Below are 23,903 nucleotides of genomic sequence, written 5' to 3'. Positions count from 1 at the left end.
GAACACTCCTTCCAATGGACACTCTTTATCTGAATATACCTTCTCTCTGAACACACCCTCCCTTAATTACCTATTCAAATATAATGCGAAGGAACCGTGGATGTTATTAAATACCCGCGGTTCCTTCGCATTATATTGACTAATCTTCCACCCAAATATAGTTCAAAATCATCAATGCCACTTGAATCTCGTGCCCCGTAAGTTTAGGCGATAATGCTTTGGACAATTAATATCTTTTACGGTGTAAATTTGTAGGTATCCCCATACTCTGACGGTACTTGTTGACAGTTCTCCGGGAGATCCTCATCCCTTTGTTCACAAGCATCATCATAATATCCTGGTCGCTCAGTGGTTGGTTCGGGTCTTCTTTATTAATGATATCCTGGATCAAGTGTTTGACACTTTTGGAACTTATTTTGTCGCAGTCATAAGAACCCACACCGGAGTTAAAGAAATACTTCAAAGCAAACAGTCCGCGCGGCGTCTGAACGTATTTGTTGCAGGTGACCCGGCTTACCGTAGATTCATGGATGCCGACCAGGTCCGCAACCTGACTCATGGTCAAGGGCTTCAGATATTCAATGCCATTGTCAAAAAATTCTCTTTGAATATCAACAATGCTTTGCACAACTTTGTAAATGTTCAGTCTTCTTTGTTCAATTCCGCGGATGAGTCCCAAAGCGGAATCAAACTTTTCTTCAAGATATTTTTTTACATCATCAGATAACGCATTCGAATTACGGAGAATATCCACATACGTCTGATTGATTCTCAAATAGTTAAAATCAAAGTCGTTTACAATAACCATATAATCGTTCTGGTCTCTCATAATCGTAACATCAGGCCAAATAAAAGGATTTCTTTCAGCGCCAAACTGCAGTCCGGGTTTGGGATCAAGCGTCCTGATAAGATCATAGACTTCTTGGACCTGCTTCGTAGACACGGAGAGGGTATTGGCTATTTTCATTATTTTTTTGTCGGCAAGCTCCTGGAAGTAGTTTTGAATAACCTGTTCCGCAAGCTCACTATCCTTGCCGTTTGCTCTCATTTGCAGAAGCAGGCATTCCTGAAGATTTCGGGCACCTACGCCGGTAGGATAGAAAGTATGAATGACCTTTAGGACCTCTTCCACTCTCTCAACGGCAACATTCAATTTTTGGCTGACATATTCCAGTTCTGTTGTAAAATAGCCGTTCCGATCAATACTTCCTATCAGAAAGTTTCCAATGATAATATCCGCAGGATTTTTGATCTCTAAATTCAATTGTAATTCAAGCTGCTCATATAAACTTGGCCGATCAGACAGATATTGTTCGTATCCGGTGTCATTTTCATTCTTCTCATTCCAGATATGACCCATATTGCTGTCGCTGCTGAAATGTTCAATCAGGTCGTCCATATTAACCCGGGTTGCAGTTTTGCTGACAACCTCATTGTTTTCAGCAACAGGTTCATCTTCGTCCAGAAAAGGATTCTCTTCTATTTTTTTTGTGATATACTCGCTTAGTTCCAGAGTCGACATCTGCAATACAGAAATTGCCTGACGCAGTTCAGTGGTCATGAACAATCTCTGTTGCTGTTCAAGAAATATATCTTGGCGTATCTGCCTCATATTTTCCTTCCACCTTCTGAATCAAACTAAAATACTATACAGATTCCCGGACAGACGGCATTTTCATATTCTTTTCACATTAAAAACCGGGATTTACTCGGGTATGCTACATCCACTTGACCCTTACGGCAAGATTCATGCCAAACGATATCTACGTTCAAGTATACAACTTATTTAAAATACTTTCTATTATTGTTTTTTAATTTTTTTATGTAAATTATTCTTCATTTTCCAACCAATTTCAACGCTTTGCAGATTCGTTTCAAGGATTATTTATTTCAATTATTTATTTCCTGTTACTTCTTCCACTAGAGTCTTGAAAAATAACTCCATAAATCTGACCCTTTTTCTGGCAATTGCTTTCGCTTCTTCCGTATACAGCCTATCCGGTATTTTTCTTAATTTAAGCTCAAATTCCAGGTTGGTCGTATGTTTGGAAGCATCTTTAATCCTGCCGTTCTCACCAATATTTTCCTTCAGATATTCTTCGACAGAAACCTCATGATATAGTCTTTCCCCGTGCTGGCCAGCAAGCATGAAAGAGCGGGCAATCCCAGTTGCTCCGATGATATCAAGTTTGTCGGCATCAAAGAGGATTTTGGCTTCGATGCTCTCCGGCTGATGTCCTGTTCTGAACCGATGCGCTAAAATACAGTGTGTGATCTCCTGTCTCAAATCCGGATCATAATTTAGGTCTTGAAGGATCTTCTCGGCCATTTCCGCACCCAATACGGCATGGTCGATCTCTCCGGAATTATCTTCATCCTCTTTGGCTCTGGCAATATCATGAAGCAGGACAGCCGGAATCAATACTTCCGTATCGACATCCTCCCGCTGCCCGGCCAGAATCAAACAAAGATGATAGACCCGCATAACATGATCCAGATCGTGGGCCGCATAAGACAGCTCTTTCTCTACAATATCCTGCAGAACCCGATACCGTTTTTCCATTGATATATTCTATGCCTCCCTGTCCTTGCAATAAACGCTTTTAAATGAAGGCGTAAAAGTCTTCATATCATTATAACATAGAGAAATGCCAGTCTTCAGAAGCGTTTCTTTTATAACCACTTAGAAAACAGTTTATTTGACTTAATTACTTAAGTATTTTATAATTTAGTTAAGTATTTAGTTAATTAAAAATACTCGGAGGATATATGGAGCAAATTGTGCAGGTATTCAAAGCGCTTTCTGACGAAACAAGACTGCAGATCTTGCTTATCTTGTCCAGAAGAAGCATCTGTGCTAAAGGAATTGCAAGACATCTTCAAATTTCCGAAGCAGCCGTGTCCCAACATATTAAAATTTTAAAGGAAGCCGGCCTTCTGATTGGCGAGAAAACAGGCTACTTCGTACAATACAATTTGCAGCAATCAGTTTTTGAAGATCTGATCGGATTCATTGAGCAGATATCAGGCACCCACCCCTCGGACCACTATAAAGATGTTTTCAGCGTCCCATTCAATTGTCAATATGCTTGCAATGCCCAGCGTGAAAAGTGCTGTGAGCGTTCAAGCAATGAATAAACCGAGAAAAGGAGCTTAAACATGAAAATTTGTATCCCTGTAAAAGAAGACAAAGGACTTGAGAGTATCCCCTATGATCATTTTGGCTCAGCCCCATTTTTTCTGATCTACGACCTGGATAAAGAAGAGATGAAAGTCATCGACAACGGAGACTCTCATCATGAGCACGGGATGTGCCAGCCTTTGAAGGCATTGGGTGGAGAACAGGTGGACGCGATTCTGGTTGGCGGAATCGGTGCAGGCGCCCTAATGAAACTCAATGCGCAAGGGGTGCGTGCTTTTCGGGTTGATAATGCCACCGTTTCGGGTAACATCCAGCTCTTCCTGGATAACCAGCTTCCGGAATTCTCTGCCATGAACAGCTGCAGCCATCACGGATGCCACTAACCTTGATAGATATTTTCTAGCCCTAAGGGGGAAAAACAACCCCGAAGGGCTACTTTTTTATCTTGTCAGCCATCAAATTCTATTTAAAGAAACATACCGCTTTTTGTTTCCCGACATCAGCAATAATCTCCAGGGCTTTATGCATTCCTTTATTGACATCATATACTTTAATGATTTCTCCAAGGGAGGCGCTCAGTGGTAGCAGCTCAGGAAGCAAATTTTGAAAGTGGTTTAATAGTTTTGTCTGAAGGACTCCTCCCCTGCCTTCCGGAAAAAGCGCCACATAAAAGATATCACTTTCAATGAGATCCTGAAAGAAATGGGTTCCGTAAGATATCTCCGGGGTGAACCCGCCCTCTTTAACTGCAATTTCACCAAGGACAGTGATATTATTAATTTCGGAAAAATAAACAGGCACGCCGAGCGAAGGCGTACTGGTACCCCATCGTCCGGGGCCGAGCAGCAGCACGGTCATGTTTTCTTTCTCAATCTGGCTGTTCAATTTGCCGATACATCTGGCTACCCTGTATTTTTCGAGGTCACTTAGCCTGCTGTAGGTTTCAGGCTCGACATAAATGATTCGCTGAATACCATAATGGATATTCCCGCCCATGAAAGTATTATGGCTTTGAAAGAATGTTTTTTGGAAATCAATATGTTTCGGGAACACCACCTTACTTTTGAGACCTTTTGCGGGCAGCGGCCTGCACTGCAGGAGATTGATCTGATAATGATTCAAATCTTTAAAATTAACGGTAAATTCAATGTCCACCGGATATGCGTAGAATTTTTCCAGGCATTTAAGCATTTTTTGAATGACCCCGACAAAAGTGGAATCGGACAGAAATTGATCAAAATTGATAATCCAGGCCTGCCGGCCTTGCTGGCCTATTTCTTTCATCATTTTTTCTGCAGTATAGTCTCTCTGCGCGAAATAATGCAGTTTGGGATCGTCAATTTCGTTTAAAAGATCGTTAAACGCGATACCAACCATGCTGTTTTTGGTTACCATCAGCGCATCAATGTTTCTTTGGGCATATTGCCTGTAATCATCAAAATCCGTTAAAGGTGATGACAAAGGTTCATCAATCGCTATAATTCTGGCATAGTCACCTGCCGTACGGTTTACAGCCCGAGTGCCTAGACCTACAACTACCCGCAGCATGCCCGCTTTCGGAGACATTTTCTCATCCCAGACATAGATATTGTTTGAGTAGCCGACCCCAGCAAGATCCGGGAAAAAATATTCCTTACGATAAGAACCCGATACGCGTTGAACAAGCAAAGCCATCTGCTCATCCTGGTCGGCTATTCCTCGTTTCAAACGATACATCAGCGCGTCGTCGCTCATCGTGCTGGCAAAGACTTGTTTCACAGCGTTTTCAAATTCAAGATAGCGATGTTCGAGCGTACCTTGGTTCGTACAAAAAACACTTTCATATTTTCCAGCAAAAGAATTACCAAATCCATCTTCCAAAAGGCTGCTGGAGCGGACAATGATCGGTGATTGTCCAAAGTACTCCAGGACCCGCAAAAAATGGTTTTTGACATTCTCCGGAAAAACACCGCTGAGTATTTTGCTTTTAATGACTCTGGCCAGAGAAAAATATTTTTCAGGTTTTCTCTGCTCCATTCTAAGTTTCCAGAGACCATTTTTAACAAGATAAGTGTAAAAGACATCAGAACCAATGTAGAATGAATCATGGGGTTCCAGAATTTTTTTATAATCAAAATTTTCATCTTCAAGTAAAATTTTTCTGGCCAGAAGCATTCCGACCGCTTTGCCGCCGATAAATCCCGATCCAATTAAACTTGACTTGATCTGAAGCAAATCTTCCAGAGTAAAGACCTTCGTCAGCAACTCAAGGAATCTTTCATCGCGACTTAAAACCATCCGGCAGAGCTTTTCTACCAGGTTTTTTTCCTCAGCAGACGGTATACGACTGAATTTTACCTTTTCATAGGTGTCTGACGCTTTCAAAAACATCCGGTCCCAATAATCCAAATGCCTTCGCGGAGCATCAAATACATTCAGGGACATATCTGCAAACAGCTTTGAAGCATCGCTGCTGCTTGTTAACGGAATAAAATCCTGCGCCTGTTTGATATGCGGCAGAAACATCGTCGGTGAATACCTGTCGATCACTTTGACCGGATGGATATAGGTCTGTCCCCTGACATTATAGATATTCATCAATACCTGGGTCGTTTCCCGAATTGCGGAAATCGTCTCATACGAATTCATATTTTTATAAATTGCAAAGAAAGCCACCGTTTTCAGTTCATATAAATACGGACAGGTGATCTGAAAAAAGTTGCCGATCATAAGATCCGTTGCCCAGGTGTACAAAAGATCGGACAGACAATCAAAAACGTAAAAAGCCTCTTCTCCCTCAGCTGCAATAATCTGGTGGACCTGCGTGGAAAAAGCTTCAAAACCGTGTTCGGCGTCAATATGATACACTTTAACATTTTCATTGTCGTCAATAATTGGAGAATGACGCGCAAACCGCATATAAATCACTTTTCTGCCCTCGTCCAGACTCGTTCTGACAAAAGGCAGCACAAAGGATTCATAATCTGCGATATTGTCAACCTGCAGAACAACATTATCGCCAATCCTGAGATGGTCGATGATCTCATCGAGCCCCGGCAGGCCGGATCTTATTTTCTTACGCTGATCCATTACACATCATTCCTTACGCCAATTTAGCTATCATTTTATCCTTAAAATTAATAATTGCTGACACTCAAATCTATATGTGCAAGCAGCCAATAACCGATACGCAAAAACCAAGCAATGAATCCTAGCATCTATCCATTACTTGGCTTTACTATTCGGTATGATAAAGCATAACGGTGGATGCCGTGTAATATCATGTTATCACATCCGGCATGAACATTGCACTCTGTTTATCATAACAATTGGCTAGATAATTATACTTTTTCCCATCAAATATTTGTCCACTTCTCTAGCTGCCAGCTTTCCTTCCTGGAAAGCCCAGACAACCAGACTCTGACCTCTGCGCATGTCGCCAGCGGCAAAAACTCTGTCAACATTCGTCTCAAAAAACGCATATTCCGCTTTGACATTGCTGCGAGCATCCCGCTCCAGCTTAAGCTCTGTGGGGATATTGTCTTCAGGCCCTAAAAAGCCCATGGCCAGCAGGATCAGGTCCGCTTCCCATACCTTTTCACTTCCGGGAGTCACCTGTGGAACCATTCTGCCGGCAGCATCTTTGACCCAGGTAAGGTTGACTGTATGAACTTCCTTGACCTCACCGTTCTCATTGCCCACAATCTTTGTGGTGGAAATGCAATAATTCCTCGGATCCTTGCCATAAAGACAGATTGCTTCTTCCTGTCCGTAATCCACTTTCAGTTTTTTCGGCCATTCCGGCCAGGGGTTCTCAGCCTCAAGACGATGGGCAGGTGGCTCAGGCAGAATTTCAAACTGAAAAACACTTTTGCAGCCATGCCGGATTGCCGTGGCCACACAATCCGTCCCGGTATCTCCACCGCCAATGATGATGACATTCTTACCCTTGGCACTAATAAAACTCTCATCCTTTAAGTTGGAATTCAATAAACTTTTGGTGGTCGCTTTTAGGAAGTCTACGGCATAATAAACCCCTTTCAGATCTTTGCCTTCCACATCCAGCCTCCGGGGCTTGGTAGCTCCTGTGCACAGCACAACGGCATCATAGTTGTCTATGAGCTCTTGGGCCTTCATATATTTGCCGACTTCGGTATTCAGAACAAATTCTATCCCGGATGCCTTCAGTACATCAAGCCGTCTTTCAATAAATCGTTTATCAAGCTTCATGTTGGGGATCCCGTACATCAAAAGTCCCCCAGCCCGGTCATCCCGCTCATACACCGTGACCTCATGGCCGACGGCATTCAGATAATAGGCCGCAGACAGTCCGGACGGGCCCGAACCGACAACAGCGACTTTCTTGCCGGTGGCTTTGGCCTTCTTAGGATTTACCCATCCTTCGGCAAACGCTTTCTCGATAATCTCATATTCAATGCTGTTAATAGTCACAGCGTCCATGATATAGCCTTCGGTACAAGCCCCTTCACAAGGTGCAGGGCAAACCCTTGAGGTGAATTCCGGGAACGGCGTCGTTCTGGTCAGCCGCTTGTATGCTTCCCGCCACTGTCCCTTATAGACGAGCTCATTCCATTCTGGAATCAAATTGTGCAGCGGGCAACCTGAAGCGGCGCCGTTCAAGAGCACACCGCCGTGGCAGAAAGGTACACCGCAGTCCATACAGCGCGCGCCCTGCGTTCGGACAATCTCAGGATCCTGGGGAATCTTGACTTCATTGTAGTCTTTGATCCGCTCTTCAGGCTTTCTTTTCTTCGGATCGATTCTGTTATACTCTAAAAATCCTGTTACTTTTCCCATGATCACACCTTCCCTTCAAAGGCAGCCGTCAGGGCTTCTTCACCGCTTAAGCCAGCCTTGTGAGCTCTATCGATATTTTCCATCATCTTTTTATAATCTTTGGGTATGATCTTCGTAAATCTTGCTGCGTAATCCGCCCAATTGTCCAGTACTTTCCGGCCTAGGGGGCTTCCCGTGTGCGCTACATGTTTACGGATCATTTCCCTGATTTCTTTCAGTTCCTTTTCCGAAGCAATTTTTTCCATAAGAATCAGGGACTTGTTGCAGTATATTTCCTCAAAATCAAGGATATAGGCAACACCGCCGGACATACCCGCAGCAAAGTTCCGTCCTGTCTTACCCAGGATCACAACTTTTCCTCCGGTCATATATTCACAGCCATGGTCGCCGACACCTTCAACAACCGCATTGACGCCGCTGTTTCGGACACAGAATCTTTCACCGGCGATTCCGTTGATATAGGCTTCACCCGAAGTTGCACCGTAGAAGGCGACATTGCCGATTAGAATATTCTTTGCTGGTTCAAAATCCGAAGTTTTTGGCGGATAGACTATGATTTTACCACCCGAAAGGCCTTTGCCAATATAGTCATTAGCATCACCCTCAAGTTCCAAGGACATGCCCTTGGGTGCGAACGCACCAAAGCTTTGACCAGCAGAACCAACAAAAGTCAGCTTAATGGTATCCTCCGGAAGCCCCACTTCCCCGAAACGCTTGGTTATTTCACTGCCGACAATGGTTCCAACCACACGATCCACATTGTTGATCTTCAGTTTGGCCCGGATTGATTTTTTGTGTTCCAGGGCCGGTTTGCACATTCTTAAGAGCTTGCGCATATCCAGGGATTCTTCCAGTCCATGGTTTTGCTGCTGTGACTTAAATCTGCCGACATCTGCACCGGCATAGGGCTGATACAGAACCTGGGAAAGATCAACCTTGGCTGCTTTCCAATTCTTAATATTTTCTTTGTGTTTGAGCCTGTCTGTACGTCCAACCATTTCATTAATGGTCCTGAAGCCAAGTTTTGCCATGATCTCCCGCATTTCCTGTGCAATAAACAACATAAAATTCTCAACATGCTCAGGCTTGCCGGCAAAATTCTTACGGAGCTCTTCATTCTGGGTTGCAATACCTACCGGGCATGTGTTCAGATTGCAGACGCGCATCATCACACAGCCCATGGAAATGAGTGGGGTGGTGGCAAATCCATATTCCTCAGCACCTAAAAGTGCAGCGATGACAACATCTCTACCTGACAGAAGCTTACCGTCTGTTTCCAGGACGACTCTGTCTCTTAAGCGATTAAGCACAAGGGTCTGATGGGTTTCGGCAAGTCCCAATTCCCACGGCAATCCTGTATTTTTAATGCTTGTTCTCGGTGAAGCACCTGTACCGCCATCATAGCCGCTGATCAGAATAACGTCGGCCTTGCCCTTGGCCACACCGGCCGCGATCGTACCGACACCCACTTCAGAAACAAGCTTAACATTGATTCGGGCATCACGGTTGGCATTTTTAAGGTCATGGATCAGTTCCGCCAGATCTTCGATTGAATAGATATCATGGTGCGGCGGGGGTGAAATTAATTCGACACCTGGTGTTGAGTGTCTAACTTTGGCAATTGCCGGAAAAACCTTCCGGCCTGGAAGCTGCCCGCCTTCTCCAGGCTTGGCCCCTTGCGCCATTTTGATCTGTATTTCCGAGGCATTTACCAGGAAGCTGCTGGTAACACCGAAGCGACCTGAAGCAACCTGCTTGATGGCACTGATCAGACTGTCGCCATTCGGCAGCTTTCTAAATCTTTCAGGATCCTCGCCGCCTTCACCGCTGTTACTTTTGCCGCCCAAACGGTTCATGGCAATCGCCATACATTCGTGAGCTTCCTTGCTGATCGAGCCATAGGACATCGCCCCGGTCTTAAATCTTTTGACGATAGACTCGACCGGTTCGACTTCTTCGATAGGAATCGTATCTCCGGCGCTTATTTTGAAATCCAGCAGCTGCCTGAGTGTATAGATCTCCTCGTCATTAATTTTTCTGGAGTAATCTTTAAAAAGATGGTAATCGCCTTCCCGGCAGGCGCGCTGAAGCAGGTAGATTGTTTCCGGGTTGTAGAGATGAATCTCCCCGTTATCTTTACATTGGTAGAAGCCGCCGATTTCCAGTGTATCTGTATAAAGTGCATTCTCATCAAAAGCGCTTTCATGCCGCATTTGATTTTCCATCGTAATTTCTTCCAGACCGATTCCTTCCAAGCGGGATGGCGTCTGAGTAAAGTAGCGGTCAATCAGATCTCTTTTCAGTCCGACAGCTTCAAATATCTGGGCACCATGGTAGCTGCGCATCGTCGAAATACCCATTTTCGTAAGCACCTTTAAGATGCCTTTGATCGAGGCTTTAATATAGTTCTTTTTGGCCTCCTGATAACTTAGGCCATTCGTCATTCCTTTGGCCGCTAGGTCTCTGATCGTTTCGTAAGCAATATAGGGGTTGATCGCGGTAACACCGTACCCGATCAAGGCACAGAAATGGTGTACCTCCCTGGCTTCTCCGGTCTCCAGAACAATACCCACACTCGTCCGGATTTCACGGCGTATCAAATGGTGATGCAGCCCTGAAGATGCCAGAAGAGCGGGGATAGCAGCAAATTCTTTATTAACGCCCCTATCCGAAAGAACAAGAATATTTGTGCCATCAGCAATTGCTTTATCTGCTTCCCGGGATATTTTGTCTAAAGCTCTTTCCATTGCTCTAAGGCCGCCAGCTGCCTTGTAAAGAATGGAAATCCTGGCTGTCTTGAACTTCCCGTTATTTAATTTCATAATGGTATCCAATTGCGTATTGGTGAGGATCGGTGACTCCAGATATACTGCGGAACTATGCGTCCGGTCAGGATCCAGAAGGTTTCCCGCATTCCCCAGGAGCATTGTGCTGGAGGTAATGATTTCCTCACGGATGCCATCAATCGGGGGATTCGTCACTTGGGCAAAAAGCTGCTTGAAATAATGGTACAGCATTTGAGGTTTGTCTGAAAGTACTGCCAGCGGTGAATCCATGCCCATCGATCCGACAGGGTCAAGGCCATCAGTCGCCATCGGCAGAATCATTTTATGGATATCCTCATGGGTATAGCCAAATGCTTTCTGCTGGGAGATAATATCTTCCAGCATCGGTGCTTCCAATTCGTCGTCAGCAGGGAGATCACTTAAATAGACAATATGCTTCTTATTCCACTCTTCATACGGATGCATCAGGGAAACATTCTTTTTGATTTCCTCATCAGAAATGATCCTTTGTGCTTCCGTATCGATCAGGAGCATTTTACCCGGTTCCAAACGGCCTTTATACTTGACATTTTCAGGTTTGATGTCGAGAACCCCCACCTCGGAGGCGAGGATAACTTTATCATCTTTCGTGACATAATAACGTGATGGTCTGAGTCCATTCCTGTCCAGTACGCCACCGATAACGGTTCCGTCGGTAAAGCCCATGGCAGCCGGTCCGTCCCAAGGCTCCATAATAAAATTATTAAACTCATAAAAGTCCTTTTTTTCTTTAGACATCAGATCATTCTTTTCCCATGGCTCAGGAATCATCATCATGACAGCATGTGGAAGTGATCTGCCGGTAAGATGGATAAACTCAAGACTGTTGTCAAACATGGCCGAATCGCTGCCTGACTCGTCAACAATCGGATATACCTTGGAAATGTCATCAAATAATGGTGAATCAATGCATTTTTGCCTGGCCTTCATCCAGTTCACGTTTCCTCTGATGGTATTGATTTCCCCATTATGGACAATATATCGGTTCGGGTGTGCCCGCTCCCAGCTCGGAAAGGTATTAGTGCTGAACCTGGAATGAACCATGGCCAATGCTGAAACAAAATCGAGATCGGAAAGATCCAGATAAAAATTCCTGAGCTGTTCAGCTGTAAGCATACCTTTGTAGACAATGGTTTTGCTGGAAAGGCTGGCAACATAGAAGGAGCCGCCCTTGTCTTCACACATTGGGATGATCAGTTTCTCTGCTCTTTTCCGAATGACATAGAGCTTTCTTTCAAAATCCATATCATCGGTCAGATCAGGGCTTCTTCCGATAAAAACCTGTATAAACCGGGGCATTACAGCTTTGGCACTATGGCCGACCGTTGATTTGTCAATCGGGACTTCCCGCCACCCAAGAATCTTCTGTCCTTCCTCACGAACAATCTTTTCAAAAGAATCCATCTGGGTAACCCGAAAATCTTCATATTTATGCGCAAAAATCATCCCTACACCATATTTGCCCTTTTCCGGCAAATTAAAACCAAGAACATCACATTCCCGTTTAAAGAAGTTATGGGGTATTTGCACCAGAATGCCAGCCCCGTCACCCGTATTCTCATCCGCACCACTGGCGCCTCTGTGGTTTAAGTTTTCCAGAACAGTTAAAGCTTCCTCGACAATGTCGTGTGATTTTTCACCTTTGATATTCACGACAAATCCCATACCGCAGGCATCATGCTCAAAGGCCGGATCGTAAAGACCCTGTTTTTTTGGCAATTGATTGTATTTCATATTACACACCCTTTGTTGGAGTTTATATCTATAGTTTCTTTACGATTTTACCAAAAATCCATCAACAACATAACTGTTTTAACTAAAAAATATTGTATTCATTTTAATTTTCTTTGTATTTTTTAGTTTTTCGTATAATTTTAATGCCAATGTTTAAATATTTAGATTTAATATTATAAATTCATTATTTTGCATCACTAATATCTTATAATGAATACAGTATATTGTTTGTTTTGTTATGTTCAAACGCAAATTAATATTGTAGAATACGGTTATTGATAAAAAACATTATTTTTTCTGGAGGGTAAAAAATATGTCTTATGTCCAACAAGTCATGGAACAGGCTATCAAAAGAAGCCCGAACGAGCCTGAGTTCCACCAGGCACTCAAGGAAGTGCTGGAATCTTTGGAACCGGTAATTGCCAAACATCCTGAATATGAAAAAGCTGGTATCCTCGAGCGGCTCGTCGAGCCCGAACGCGTGATCATGTTCAGAGTTCCCTGGGTCGATGACAAGGGAAATGTTCGGGTTAACCGTGGTTTCCGAGTTCAATTCAACAGCGCTATCGGTCCTTACAAAGGCGGCCTGCGTTTACACCCGTCTGTTAACCTTGGCATCATCAAATTTTTAGGTTTTGAGCAGATCTTCAAAAACTCCCTGACCGGACTCCCGATCGGCGGCGGCAAGGGCGGCAGCGACTTCGATCCCAAAGGCAAATCCGATAACGAAATCATGAAATTCTGCCAGAGCTTCATGACCGAACTTTGCAAACATATTGGTGCAGACACTGATGTTCCTGCCGGTGATATCGGTGTTGGCGGCAGAGAAATCGGTTACATGTTCGGTCAGTATAAGAGAGTCAGAAATCTCTTTGAAGGCGTACTTACTGGAAAAGGCCTGACTTATGGCGGAAGCTTAGTTCGTACCGAAGCAACCGGCTATGGTCTGGTTTATCTGATGGACGAAGCAATTAAAGACATCGGCAAATCCTTTAAAGGTGCTACCGTTGTTATCTCCGGTTCAGGCAATGTTTCGATTTATGCAGCCGAAAAGGCCATGCAGCTGGGTGCCAATGTTGTTGCCCTGAGCGATTCCAACGGCTACATCTACGACAAAAACGGTATTGACCTGAAGACCGTTAAGCAGCTCAAAGAAATTGAAAGAAGAAGAATCAAAGATTATCTGGAATTCCACCCGAAAGCTGAATACAAAGAAGGCTTCGAAGGCATCTGGACCATTCCTTGCGATATCGCTCTTCCCTGCGCTACGCAGAACGAATTGAACGAAGAATCCGCCAAGGCTCTGGTTGCCAATAAATGCTTTGCTGTCGGTGAAGGTGCGAATATGCCTTCTACTCCGGAAGCAGTCAAAGTATTCCATGCCAATAAAATCATCTTTGCTCCTGGTAAAGCTGCCAATGCCGGCGGTGTTGCAACCTCCGCTCTGGAAATGTCCCAGAATAGCATGCGTTATTCCTGGACTTTCGAAGAAGTTGACGCCAAACTTAAAGACATCATGGTCAACATCTATCGCAATGCCAGCTCAGCTGCCAAAGAATACGGCTGTGAAGGCAACCTGGTCGTCGGTGCTAACATTGCAGGCTTCCTGAAAGTTGCTAACACCATGATGGCTCACGGCGTAATCTAAGCCGGAGCTGCCTAATCCGATTCGTGATTCCATTGATACTCACGATATAGTCTTGATACCACTAAAATTAAAAAGACCTCTTGGAGACTGAGTATGTTCAAAACAGCTCGCATCCAAAAGGTCTTTTTTATTAATGTTTTCCAAATACTATTTGCTCTCAACCATCACCCTTGGCACTCTCTTGGAAATACCGCACAGGATCTCATAGCTAATCGTTCCGCATTGTTCAGCAATCCGATCTGCGGAAATAAACAGGTCACCGTTTCTGCCGAGCAGAACGGCTTCATCCCCTTCTTGGATCTCTTTAATTTCTGTTACATCAACCATGATCTGATCCATGCATATTTTGCCGATGATCCTGGCTTTCTTTCCCTTCAGCAAGACCTCACCGCCGTTGGACAGAGAACGGCGCAGACCATCGCCGTAACCGATCGGCAGCGTTGCGACTTTTGTGGGCCTGTCGGCAATAAACGTCCTTCCATAGCCAACACTCTCGCCCTCTTCGATGGTCTTCAGCTGGGAAATGCGGGTTTTTAAAGACATAACCGGTTCAAAGCCGGCTTCCTGTCCGGCGTGGTCCATCGGTAAAAGTCCGTACAATATGATTCCTGGACGGCAAAGTTCGTAATGACTTTCGGGAATTTGCATGATTGCAGCAGAGTTTGCGACATGACGGATCGGAATTTTTATTCCTGCCGCGCATAACTTTTCATATAAGTCATCAAAGATCTTCAGCTGCTGCTTCGCATAAGACAAATCAGTGCTGTCGGCCGTGGCCAGATGGGTATAAATCCCCTCCAGATAAAGGCCGGGAAGCTTTGCAATTTTTTGAATATTTTCGAGTACATTTTCACGGAACCCTGTCCTACCCATTCCCGTATCCACTTTGATATGGAGTCTCGCTGTTTTATTCAGCTTCAACGCTGCCGCTGAAAGCGCTTCAGCCTGTTCGATCTGAAATATTTCGGGAATGATCTCTTCTTTGACCAGTATTTCTGAATACTTCGACAATGTAGGTCCAATAACCATAAGGGCAATATCCGGGAGTTCCCTTCTGAGCTCCAAAGCTTCTTCCAGGATAGCAACCCCGAATCTGGTAATCCCTTCTTCCTTTAGAGTCCGAACAACCTCCACTGCACCGTGTCCGTAGGCATCTGCCTTGACTATGGGCATTATTTCACTGCCGGCGTACTGCTGTATCCTTTTTAAATTGCGTCTTAAAGCCCCCAAATCAACTTCTGCCCAAACCGGACGAAAAATATTCATTCTAAAAATCTCCTAACTGCTCTATCTCTTTTCTGACCCTTGGGAGGCAATCAGCTACCTCCGAAGCTGTGAAACCTGATAAACCAAACTGATCTTTTAAAACATCTCCGGCCTTGCCGTGAAGATAAACCCCCATGCAAGCTGCACCTAACGGAGGGACACCCTGGGCAATCCAGGACATAATACTTCCGGTCAGCACATCCCCTGTGCCGCCTGTGCCAAGTCCTGCATTACCTGTCGGATTCAAAAAAACTCTGCCGTCCGGCGAAGCAACGACCGAACCTGCGCCTTTCAGGGCAACAATGGCACCCCATTCCAGGGCTTTGGCCAGCGCTATCTTCAAACGGTTTTCCTGAACCTCGTCAATTGAACAGCCGCATAAGCGGGCCATTTCCCCTGGATGAGGCGTCAGAATAAGATTGCCTCTGCCTTTCCTTAAACTGACAACATCCGGTTCGCGGGAAATCAGATTCAACGCGTCTGCATCCAGAACTACCGGTACATCGGTCTCTATCAGTATATTTTTTATGACATTAAGAAATGACTCCGTCTGCCTGAGTCCGGGACCTACTGCACAAGCGTCAGCTCCTTGTAACCGCTCCTGAATGACCGACCAGGCATTGACGCTTAACATTTCATAATCCTTTGCTGGCCAGACCGTAGCTTCAATGACTCCCAAATCTACCGTCTCAGCAATCGCTTCAGGGGTAACGATCTGAAGAAGCCCTGCCCCGCAGCGCAGAGCCGACTTTCCTGCCAGGATGACAGCCCCGCTCATTCCAAGCGATCCCCCAATCAGAACCGCCCGGCCATGCGTACCTTTATGGCCCAGTATGTGTCTTGCTGGAATCAAAGGCCGGATGACTTCATCCGTCAATAGATAGGCAAAGATTTTTTCTTCGCCTATCACTTTTTCGGGAATTGAAATTTGGTCAATGACCAGCCTTCCTGTATAGATTAATCCTTCTCCGAGAAAATGTCCAAGCTTTGGCAAGCCAAAGGTAACTGTCACATCTCCCTGGACCGCAATCGTATGTACTTTCCCCGTATCTGCTTCCAGACCGCTGGGAATATCGACACAAACCACCGGCAGATCGGCTTTGTTTAAGTCTTCAATGAAACCTGCCAGGGATTCCGGAATTTCTCCTTTAAAGCCTATTCCATACAACGCATCAACAGCAACCTGAGACTGCATCAGCGCAAGCTTGAATAGACGAAGCTGTTTTTCGTCTTCGACAGGAATGATCTTCTCTCCCATTTTCTGGAACAATTCATAGTTAAGCTTGGCATCCCCTTGAAGCTCAGCAGGATTTGCGAAAAGAAAAACGGTCACTTCCATCCCTAATACACAGAGATGCCTGGCCACTGCCAGACCGTCACCGCCATTATTGCCTTTTCCGGCAAGAATAACTGCTCTCAAACCACGAAGCGACTTTTTTTCATCCTTCAGCAGAATAATCTTTATTTCCCTTACTACTGCCAACGCTGCATTCTCCATAAGAATTGACCCGGGGATTCCAAAATGATTGATTGCGTTGGAATCAATGCTGCGCATTTGTCCGGCACTTACAATACGCATTTCTTTCTATCCTCCTCGGAAAAAAACTTTTCCACTTATTTTATAATGAACACTGCCAAGTACCATGTCAACCCTAAAATGCCCGCCCGTTGCTGTCACCGTTTGTTGCTGTTTAATATTTTAGATACCAACGATATCTATTCCAGAATAACAGACGCTATGGCCGTATCTTTGCTGTGAGAGAGGCTTATTCGGACTCTCTCTGCTCCTCTCGACCGCGCTGCAGCCTGTGCCCTTTCACTCAAATATACGATTGGTTCTCCCGCTTCATTCCGCAGGATCTCAATATCATGCCAGCTTAGACCGCTGAGCCCCGTCCCCAGTGCTTTAAGTACCGCTTCTTTGCCTGCAAACCTGGCAGCCAGAGAAGATATATGTTTTTTTGATAGTTCAGCCAGCTCCCTGTCGGTAAACAGTCTGGCAACCAGTTTTGAATGTCTCCGGCAGGCCTGTTCAAATCTGGCTATTTCAACAATATCTATACCTGGATACAAATGAAGTTCCCCGTTTCTTCGTAAAATCAAATACCATTTCTGGCCCTGGTACTAGACATAGGGTCCTGAATCCAGGGTTCGGCAGAAGGCTGCTGCGGACTGGTCTGTTTGTATGGAAGCCTCATTTCTACAGTCGTCCCCTCACCTATTTTGCTTTCAATGTTTAATCCGTATTCTGAACCATATAAACCCTTCAGGCGGGCATGGACATTGGCGAGCCCTACACCGTTGCCTGAGCCTACACCGGGCAGCAGGACATCTTTCAGCCGATCCTCTTCAATCCCCATTCCGTTATCAATGACTTCTACAAAAAGCTCACTTTTACCATCTTCCAGCCCAAGTTCCCTGACTCGGATCGTTACAACACCATTCAGCATGATCATGGGGGTAATCCCATGTTTGACCGCATTTTCAACTAGAGGCTGAATACTCAGTCTTGGTACCTCGGCATCCATCAGTTCCTTGTCAATTTCCAGCTTAATCTTCAGCTTTTTCCCAAAGCGAGCTTTTTCCAGCACAAAATAATTATTAACGAATTCCATCTCTTCCCGAAGAGAAATGAGTGCGCCTTTAGATTTTAAAGACTTACGGAAAAATTCGGCCAGATGGATCAAAAGTCTTCTGGCCCGGTTGGGGTTGGTTCGGCTGGTGGCAATAATTGTATTCAGAACATTAAAAAAGAAATGCGGATTGATCTGAGCCTGAAGAGCATCGAGTCTGGCTTCCATCGTCAGATTGGTCTGATGGTCCAGTTCAGCTACTTCCACCTGAAGGCTTAAAATCTGGCCCATGCCAAGTGCAAGCCTGATCAGGTCAGGAGAAATCTTTCCACCCTTCGTTTCATAGAGCTTAAATGTTCCGACAACATTTCCTTTGCAGGAAAGCGGAACAATGACTGCCGCAGCCAAAGGACAGTCACACGTGTCCGACATCGGGCAGTTTAATTCTTCCTGCGTCTGAACAACTTTATATTTTGCAGTCTGTATGACTTCTCTGGTCGCTGCCGTCAGAATCTTATCACCGGGATGGTGCCTGTCGCAGCCTGCCCCAAGATAGGCGAGCTGTTTCTCACAATCGGTGATCGAGACTGCGGCCACCTGAGCAATCCCTTGAATGATTTTGGCAATGGCTTCGGCGTTTTGTTTATTCAGACCGCCGCGCAGGTAAGGAAGTGTTTCGTTAGCAATCTTTACACTCAGGTCTGCCCTGCTTAACGTATGCAGCGGTACGGCCTTTTTCTCTGAATTTTTCATATACCAGAAGAAATATCCAGCGTCAATCACCATAAAAGCGGCCAATAGAAAAGCATTTTGCAAATAAAGACCCAGAGCGATTTCAAGGGCTATGACCAGAACAAGGGTTACATTCATATTTTTCATCGTCACACCTCCCTAAGAAATTATTTCAATAAGCTCCGGACTTTTTTATTGCCATTCTCCGAGCTGACTACGAGAAGAATATCTCCTTCTTCGAGCAGGAAGTCGGCTTCAGGAGAAAAATTCTCATTGCCGTTTCTGACAACCCCTACGACTGTTGCTCCAGTTTTTTCTCTGACTTTAAGCTCTCTCAGGGAACAGCCGATTGCGGATGATTCCGGCTGGATTTTGAGTTCTTCAACGTCATTCCAGCGAGAGATATATCGGTCGGCATAGGTCGAAACTTTCTGAAGCAGCACATCGATTTGCCCGTCAATTTCCTTTCTCTGCTCCATCAGGCTTTTCAACTCGTCAATAAAGGCTTGAACCTCATTTTTTTGGTCAAAAGACTTTAAAAATTTTTCGGCCTCTATCCTGGAGTTCACAATGATGCCAATACCCGGTTTTACTCTGACGACTCCTTCATTTTGCAGAATAGCAATTGCCCGACGGATCGTCTCCGGAGAAACATTGAATCTTCCTGCCAGGGTCGACCTTCCGTGGATTTTATCCCCTTCACGGAACTCGCCGAGAACGACGGCATGCGCGATCTCATTCGCAATTTCCTGGTATTTGGCCTGTTCCAAGATATGATCCCTTTCTTTCTTTGCTGATTTCAGATACCTAGTACCATGTCAATCAATCCGCATCTTCTATCATGCACGCATCAAATTTTTGCCTTTTACGTAATTCTACCCTAGGGAGTTGGGGAAGACAATCTTTTCTATAAAAAAAGACCATTTCCAGGCAATATTGGAGCAGCGCCATACCTTCAAGATTTTTCCATTATTTGACGTAATCGGACATTTTAACCCTCTTGACGCCCGACAACTTACAATGCTATGATTGGTTGGCAGTATAATTTTTAGCGTCGCTATTTTGTATGATATGGAGGTTTTTTCTGTAATTAGCATTTGAAAGGGGGGCTAAATATGGCAATCGAGCTATATAGACCGCATCGTGATTATCACTATTTTTCTATTAAACGTACCGAAGAATTAAAGCAGCGGATCGAACCCTATCTGCAAAAAGCTAATCAGATACCTGCCGGACTTAATCTGACAGATTTATATTCTGCCCAAAAGGAAAGGATCCTTCAATACTTCGGGGCAACCCAGGAAATTTGGGATGACTGGCGGTGGCAAATGAGCCACAGGATCACGGATGTCAACACGCTGAATTCTCTTTTTCCGTTAACTGATGCTCAAAAAAATGAGATCGCAACAGTCGGCCGGATATACCGCTGGGCTGTATCACCGTATTACCTCAGTTTGATGGATTTTAGCAACCCTGAAGACCCCATCCTTCTGCAGGGAATACCCAAAATAGAAGAGCTGTTTGATAAAAGCGGAGAAGAAGATCCAATGGGAGAAGCCTTAACCTCCCCCGCTCCTTGTATCACCAGACGCTATCCGGACCGCTTGATTATTAATGTTACCAACATGTGCGGCATGTACTGCCGTCACTGCCAGCGCCGGCGTAATATCGGCGAAACAGACGGACACAAGGAAAAAGAAGACCTGAAAGCCGCCCTGGATTATATCCGTGAGAACCCAGAAATCCGGGATGTACTGATCACAGGCGGGGATGCGTTTCTTTTAAGTGACCAGACCATCGAATGGCTGCTTGCTGAACTTCATAGTATTCCACATGTTGAAATCAAACGTCTTGGAACCAGGGTCCCTGTAACCCTGCCGATGCGGATTACCGATGAACTTCTAGCCATACTTGCCAAATATCCGCCAATCTATATCAATACCCAATTTAATCATCCGAAAGAAGTAACCCTGGAAGCCAAAAAGGCTGCAGATAGGCTTGTTTCAGCCGGTGTTGTGCTTGGGAATCAGGCCGTACTGCTCAAAGGCATCAATACAGACCCCGATGTCATGAAGAAAATGAATCAGGAATTACTGAAAATCCGTGTCCGTCCCTACTATATCTTTCACGCCAAAAACGTCAAAGGCACCCGGCATTTTATTCCGTCCATTCAGGAAGGTCTGGCCGTGATGGAAGCGCTCAGAGGCTTCACCTCCGGTCTGGCCGTTCCGACCTATATTATCAATGCACCAAAAGGAGGCGGCAAAACCCCGCTTCTTCCCCAATATCTTCTTTCCCTCGATGAGCACCGGGCTGTTTTGAAGACATGGGAAGGGAAAATTGTTTATTATGAGAATCATTACGCTGATGAAGGCTAAGTTAATCGCATTTACCAGGTTAACGGAATTTTGGCGTTATGATGGATTCCTTGAAAGCTTCCTCTTCGTTCCATCTCTTGGTCGATGCCGTTTAAGACCTCCCATTTACGTCGGGTCCACATTGGGGCAATAACATCATTGAGAGGTCCGTCGCCCATAAGTCTGTGGATGATCATATTGGGAGGAAGAATCTCCAGGATATTGGCTACGAGATCTATATATTGTTCCATGGAAAGTAGCCGAAGACCACTCTGGCTGTAGAGATCCGCAAGCGGAGTCCCTCTTAAAATATGAAGCGAATGAATCTTTATACCCTGTATCGGGATTTGGCTGATCACCTGTGCTGTCCTGAACATTTCCTCCTGGCTTTCACAGGGAAGCCCCATGATGATATGGGTACATACCCGAATATTCCTTTGTCTGAGCTTATTCACACCCTCCAGAAAACAGTTGAAATCATGTCCCCTGTTCAGCCAGTCCAAGGTTTTGTTATGAACAGACTGCAAACCCAGTTCTACCCATAGATAGGTCTGTTTATTCAGGTCTTCCAGAACATCAAGGATTGCTTCGTTCAGACAGTCCGGTCTGGTCGAAACGGATATGCCGACGACATCTTCCAGCGCCAACGCTTCCCGGTATAAATTTTCCAGATAATCTTCAGGACCATACGTCGCAGAAAACGATTGAAAATAAGCAATATATTTTGCTTTTGGCCATTTTTTCAAAGTCCTTTCCCGAACCTGGTTAAACTGTTCGCGAATGGACAGCCCTCTTTGCCCTGCAAAATCGCCGGAACCTTTTTCACTGCAAAATATACAGCCCCCGTCACTTACCGTCCCATCCCGGTTCGGGCAGCTGAGACCTGCATCCAAAGATACTTTGATGACTTTTTCGCCAAAAAATCCGCGGAAATGTTCATTTAATGTATAATAGCGTTTGTTCATGTTCAACCCCATCTTTGACTTGCAATGTCGTATCTCTTTTCTTTGCTATTTGTTAAAGAAGTCTCTGTATCATAGGCTAGTCTTGTGCCATATACACTTTTTGTCTTTCTTGCATCCTATTATAGCTTTAGTTGGTCTGAAACAAAACAACAACGCCAAGAAACCTGTAATTTCTCCATATAAAGCCAGAAACCGGAATCAAATGTATTTCCCAGCCTAGCGGTGGCATACATCTGGATTCCGGTCTCATTATCTTCATAAGCTTACATCTGCATATCATACTTTACTGCATATCATACTTTAGGTCTGCACTTATAACGCAATCTTGTTGCTTCTATAAATTATAGATCGAATTTGCTGTTAATCCTTCAAAATCGGGATAGGCACTTTCTCCGTGTTGGGTTGTATCAAGACCGCTGACCTGTTCAGCGTCTGTAGCTGTGAGCGGAGTGATCGCTCCGATGACTTTCAGTAGGATAAACGTTACCAGACCTGCGTATATATACGTTGCCAGTACTGCAATGAGCTGTATGCCGACTTGATGGAACTCACCAGTGTAGAACAGGCCGTCTTTACCGAGAGGGTTAACTGCGGTTGTGCAGAAGATGCCTGTTGCCAGAGCTCCCCAGGTTCCGCCGATTCCGTGGATGCCAAAGGCATCCAGCGCGTCGTCATAACCAAGCTTATCTTTAAGGATTGCAACTGCAAAGTAGCATAATCCGCCGGCTACAAGGCCGATTACCATTGCGGAGGCATTTGTTACATAGGCACAAGCAGGTGTTATGGCTACCAGTCCGGCAACAGCTCCGGAAATTGCACCCAGGACAGTAGGCTTCCCACGGTGCAGTTTTTCTGCAACGACCCAGCCCAAAAGCCCTAAGGCAGCTGCAATAAATGTGGTCACAAAAGCGATGACTGCAATTCCATCAGCCGCCAGTTCACTGCCTGCATTAAAGCCAAACCAGCCAAACCATAGCAGGGCGCCGCCCAGAATCACGTAAGGAATATTATGCGGAATAGTCGGATCTGTGGACTTATTGATGCGTTTTCCAATCACAAGTGCTGCGATCAGACCGGAGAAACCTGAACTGATATGAACGACAGTACCGCCGGCAAAATCAAGTGCACCTAAATTTCCAAGCCAGCCGCCACCCCATACCCAGTGTGCGATCGGAACGTACACCAGTAAACTCCAGAAACTCATCAGTAAAACAAATGCGGGAAAACGCAAGCGTTCGGCAGTTGCCCCAGTCATTAAGGCCGGTGTCAGGATCGCGAACATCATTTGGAAAACCATGAAAAGCAGATGCGGAATCGTAGCGCCTTCAGTTCGCGGCTCCAGCCCTACGCCCTTCAGCATCAGATGGTCGAGGCCTCCAATGACTGAACCGATATCTGGCCCAAAAGCAAGCGAATAACCTAAAACTACCCAGATAAGTGTTACAACACCCATCGCAATAATACTTTGCATCATCATGGATAAAACATGACGTTTTTTAACCAGTCCTCCGTAAAAAAAGGCCAGACCGGGTGTCATTAACATAACAAGTGCAGTGGAAATAATCATAAAACCAATATCCCCAGTTGTGTAATTCATTTTCTTCTCCTCCTTAGTTCTCTTGATGTATTTCTTATAGATTTATTGATAGCTTGATACAAGTCTTTAGCCACGCGCCGATTGACTAATAAAAAAAGCCTCAAAAAAGTATTGCACTTTTTTGAGGCCCCGTTGCCTGATTGACTTGCGTATAACAAACGATCTATCTGTACTATATTACCCGGTAAACAATCTGTAAAGAGGTTTTTCGTTTAAATAATGTATACATTCCTGTATACATTCTTCAATATTACACATACCTGATTA

At 44.9% G+C, this 23,903-nt stretch carries 16 protein-coding genes; 4 read left to right on the top strand and 12 right to left on the bottom strand.

Annotated features, from left to right (window positions below):
• Positions 1-226: 226 nt before the first annotated feature.
• The gene (rpoN, locus tag AAH944_RS03210) at positions 227-1,612 is read right to left on the bottom strand and encodes an RNA polymerase factor sigma-54 (protein ID WP_415536425.1); all 1,386 of its coding nucleotides are present in this window, start codon (positions 1,610-1,612) and stop codon (positions 227-229) included.
• A gap of 282 nt (positions 1,613-1,894) precedes the next feature.
• Complete coding sequence (locus AAH944_RS03205) at positions 1,895-2,563, bottom strand: HD domain-containing protein (RefSeq protein WP_025206062.1); 669 nt, start codon at positions 2,561-2,563, stop codon at positions 1,895-1,897.
• A 206-nt stretch (positions 2,564-2,769) separates the two neighbouring features.
• Here AAH944_RS03205 and AAH944_RS03200 point away from each other — a divergent pair, with 206 nt between their 5' ends.
• Both AAH944_RS03200 and AAH944_RS03195 read left to right on the top strand, forming a co-directional pair.
• Positions 2,770-3,138 carry a metalloregulator ArsR/SmtB family transcription factor gene (locus AAH944_RS03200; protein ID WP_415536423.1) on the top strand — a complete coding sequence of 123 codons (369 nt, stop codon included), beginning with the start codon at positions 2,770-2,772 and terminating at the stop codon, positions 3,136-3,138.
• Between the two features lie 21 nt (positions 3,139-3,159).
• Complete coding sequence (locus tag AAH944_RS03195) at positions 3,160-3,525, top strand: NifB/NifX family molybdenum-iron cluster-binding protein (RefSeq protein WP_019225259.1); 366 nt, start codon at positions 3,160-3,162, stop codon at positions 3,523-3,525.
• A 79-nt stretch (positions 3,526-3,604) separates the two neighbouring features.
• Here AAH944_RS03195 and AAH944_RS03190 read toward each other — a convergent pair whose 3' ends face one another.
• The 3 genes from AAH944_RS03190 to gltB form a co-directional block, all read right to left on the bottom strand.
• Entirely contained in the window at positions 3,605-6,211 is a 2,607-nt protein-coding gene (locus AAH944_RS03190; protein WP_415536421.1) for a PEP/pyruvate-binding domain-containing protein, read from the bottom strand.
• A gap of 243 nt (positions 6,212-6,454) precedes the next feature.
• Positions 6,455-7,939, bottom strand: a complete 1,485-nt coding sequence (locus AAH944_RS03185; RefSeq protein ID WP_415536419.1) for a glutamate synthase subunit beta — start codon at positions 7,937-7,939, stop codon at positions 6,455-6,457.
• A 2-nt stretch (positions 7,940-7,941) separates the two neighbouring features.
• Complete coding sequence (gltB, locus tag AAH944_RS03180) at positions 7,942-12,498, bottom strand: glutamate synthase large subunit (RefSeq protein WP_415536417.1); 4,557 nt, start codon at positions 12,496-12,498, stop codon at positions 7,942-7,944.
• Between the two features lie 313 nt (positions 12,499-12,811).
• Between gltB and gdhA the strand changes: the two genes are divergently transcribed.
• Complete coding sequence (gene gdhA, locus AAH944_RS03175) at positions 12,812-14,146, top strand: NADP-specific glutamate dehydrogenase (RefSeq protein WP_415536415.1); 1,335 nt, start codon at positions 12,812-12,814, stop codon at positions 14,144-14,146.
• Between the two features lie 147 nt (positions 14,147-14,293).
• Here gdhA and alr read toward each other — a convergent pair whose 3' ends face one another.
• The 5 genes from alr to AAH944_RS03150 form a co-directional block, all read right to left on the bottom strand.
• Positions 14,294-15,412 carry an alanine racemase gene (gene alr / locus AAH944_RS03170; RefSeq protein ID WP_415536414.1) on the bottom strand — a complete coding sequence of 373 codons (1,119 nt, stop codon included), beginning with the start codon at positions 15,410-15,412 and terminating at the stop codon, positions 14,294-14,296.
• Position 15,413: 1 nt separating this feature from the next.
• A complete protein-coding gene (locus tag AAH944_RS03165) occupies positions 15,414-16,991 on the bottom strand; it encodes an NAD(P)H-hydrate dehydratase (RefSeq protein WP_415536412.1) in 1,578 nt (525 codons plus the stop codon).
• A gap of 137 nt (positions 16,992-17,128) precedes the next feature.
• Positions 17,129-17,485 carry a holo-ACP synthase gene (locus AAH944_RS03160; protein ID WP_019225252.1) on the bottom strand — a complete coding sequence of 119 codons (357 nt, stop codon included), beginning with the start codon at positions 17,483-17,485 and terminating at the stop codon, positions 17,129-17,131.
• Positions 17,486-17,511: 26 nt separating this feature from the next.
• Positions 17,512-18,864 (bottom strand): sensor histidine kinase, encoded by a 1,353-nt coding sequence (locus tag AAH944_RS03155; protein WP_415536410.1) that lies wholly within the window; start codon positions 18,862-18,864, stop codon positions 17,512-17,514.
• A 20-nt stretch (positions 18,865-18,884) separates the two neighbouring features.
• Positions 18,885-19,487 carry a TrkA C-terminal domain-containing protein gene (locus AAH944_RS03150; protein ID WP_353852859.1) on the bottom strand — a complete coding sequence of 201 codons (603 nt, stop codon included), beginning with the start codon at positions 19,485-19,487 and terminating at the stop codon, positions 18,885-18,887.
• A gap of 345 nt (positions 19,488-19,832) precedes the next feature.
• Between AAH944_RS03150 and eam the strand changes: the two genes are divergently transcribed.
• Positions 19,833-21,095, top strand: a complete 1,263-nt coding sequence (gene eam, locus AAH944_RS03145) for a glutamate 2,3-aminomutase (protein WP_415536407.1) — start codon at positions 19,833-19,835, stop codon at positions 21,093-21,095.
• An 11-nt stretch (positions 21,096-21,106) separates the two neighbouring features.
• Here eam and AAH944_RS03140 read toward each other — a convergent pair whose 3' ends face one another.
• Positions 21,107-22,039 carry a TIGR01212 family radical SAM protein gene (locus AAH944_RS03140; RefSeq protein ID WP_415536405.1) on the bottom strand — a complete coding sequence of 311 codons (933 nt, stop codon included), beginning with the start codon at positions 22,037-22,039 and terminating at the stop codon, positions 21,107-21,109.
• A 334-nt stretch (positions 22,040-22,373) separates the two neighbouring features.
• Entirely contained in the window at positions 22,374-23,636 is a 1,263-nt protein-coding gene (locus tag AAH944_RS03135; RefSeq protein WP_415536403.1) for an ammonium transporter, read from the bottom strand.
• Positions 23,637-23,903: the final 267 nt, after the last annotated feature.

The organism is Dehalobacter sp. CP, from assembly GCF_047652685.1.
Taxonomy (GTDB): domain Bacteria; phylum Bacillota; class Desulfitobacteriia; order Desulfitobacteriales; family Syntrophobotulaceae; genus Dehalobacter.
The sequence above is the reverse complement of the archived record's forward strand: the minus strand, read 5'-3'. Positions and strand labels throughout refer to the sequence as shown.

Bases quoted from the DNA above. Each gene is read 5' to 3' on its own strand.
- rpoN (WP_415536425.1), bottom strand. From the start codon at position 1,612: ATGAGGCAGATACGCCAAGATATATTTCTTGAACAGCAACAGAGATTG.
- AAH944_RS03205 (WP_025206062.1), bottom strand. From the start codon at position 2,563: ATGGAAAAACGGTATCGGGTTCTGCAGGATATTGTAGAGAAAGAGCTG.
- AAH944_RS03200 (WP_415536423.1), top strand. From the start codon at position 2,770: ATGGAGCAAATTGTGCAGGTATTCAAAGCGCTTTCTGACGAAACAAGA.
- AAH944_RS03195 (WP_019225259.1), top strand. From the start codon at position 3,160: ATGAAAATTTGTATCCCTGTAAAAGAAGACAAAGGACTTGAGAGTATC.
- AAH944_RS03190 (WP_415536421.1), bottom strand. From the start codon at position 6,211: ATGGATCAGCGTAAGAAAATAAGATCCGGCCTGCCGGGGCTCGATGAG.
- AAH944_RS03185 (WP_415536419.1), bottom strand. From the start codon at position 7,939: ATGGGAAAAGTAACAGGATTTTTAGAGTATAACAGAATCGATCCGAAG.
- gltB (WP_415536417.1), bottom strand. From the start codon at position 12,498: ATGAAATACAATCAATTGCCAAAAAAACAGGGTCTTTACGATCCGGCC.
- gdhA (WP_415536415.1), top strand. From the start codon at position 12,812: ATGTCTTATGTCCAACAAGTCATGGAACAGGCTATCAAAAGAAGCCCG.
- alr (WP_415536414.1), bottom strand. From the start codon at position 15,412: ATGAATATTTTTCGTCCGGTTTGGGCAGAAGTTGATTTGGGGGCTTTA.
- AAH944_RS03165 (WP_415536412.1), bottom strand. From the start codon at position 16,991: ATGCGTATTGTAAGTGCCGGACAAATGCGCAGCATTGATTCCAACGCA.
- AAH944_RS03155 (WP_415536410.1), bottom strand. From the start codon at position 18,864: ATGAAAAATATGAATGTAACCCTTGTTCTGGTCATAGCCCTTGAAATC.
- eam (WP_415536407.1), top strand. From the start codon at position 19,833: ATGGCAATCGAGCTATATAGACCGCATCGTGATTATCACTATTTTTCT.
- AAH944_RS03140 (WP_415536405.1), bottom strand. From the start codon at position 22,039: ATGAACAAACGCTATTATACATTAAATGAACATTTCCGCGGATTTTTT.
- AAH944_RS03135 (WP_415536403.1), bottom strand. From the start codon at position 23,636: ATGAATTACACAACTGGGGATATTGGTTTTATGATTATTTCCACTGCA.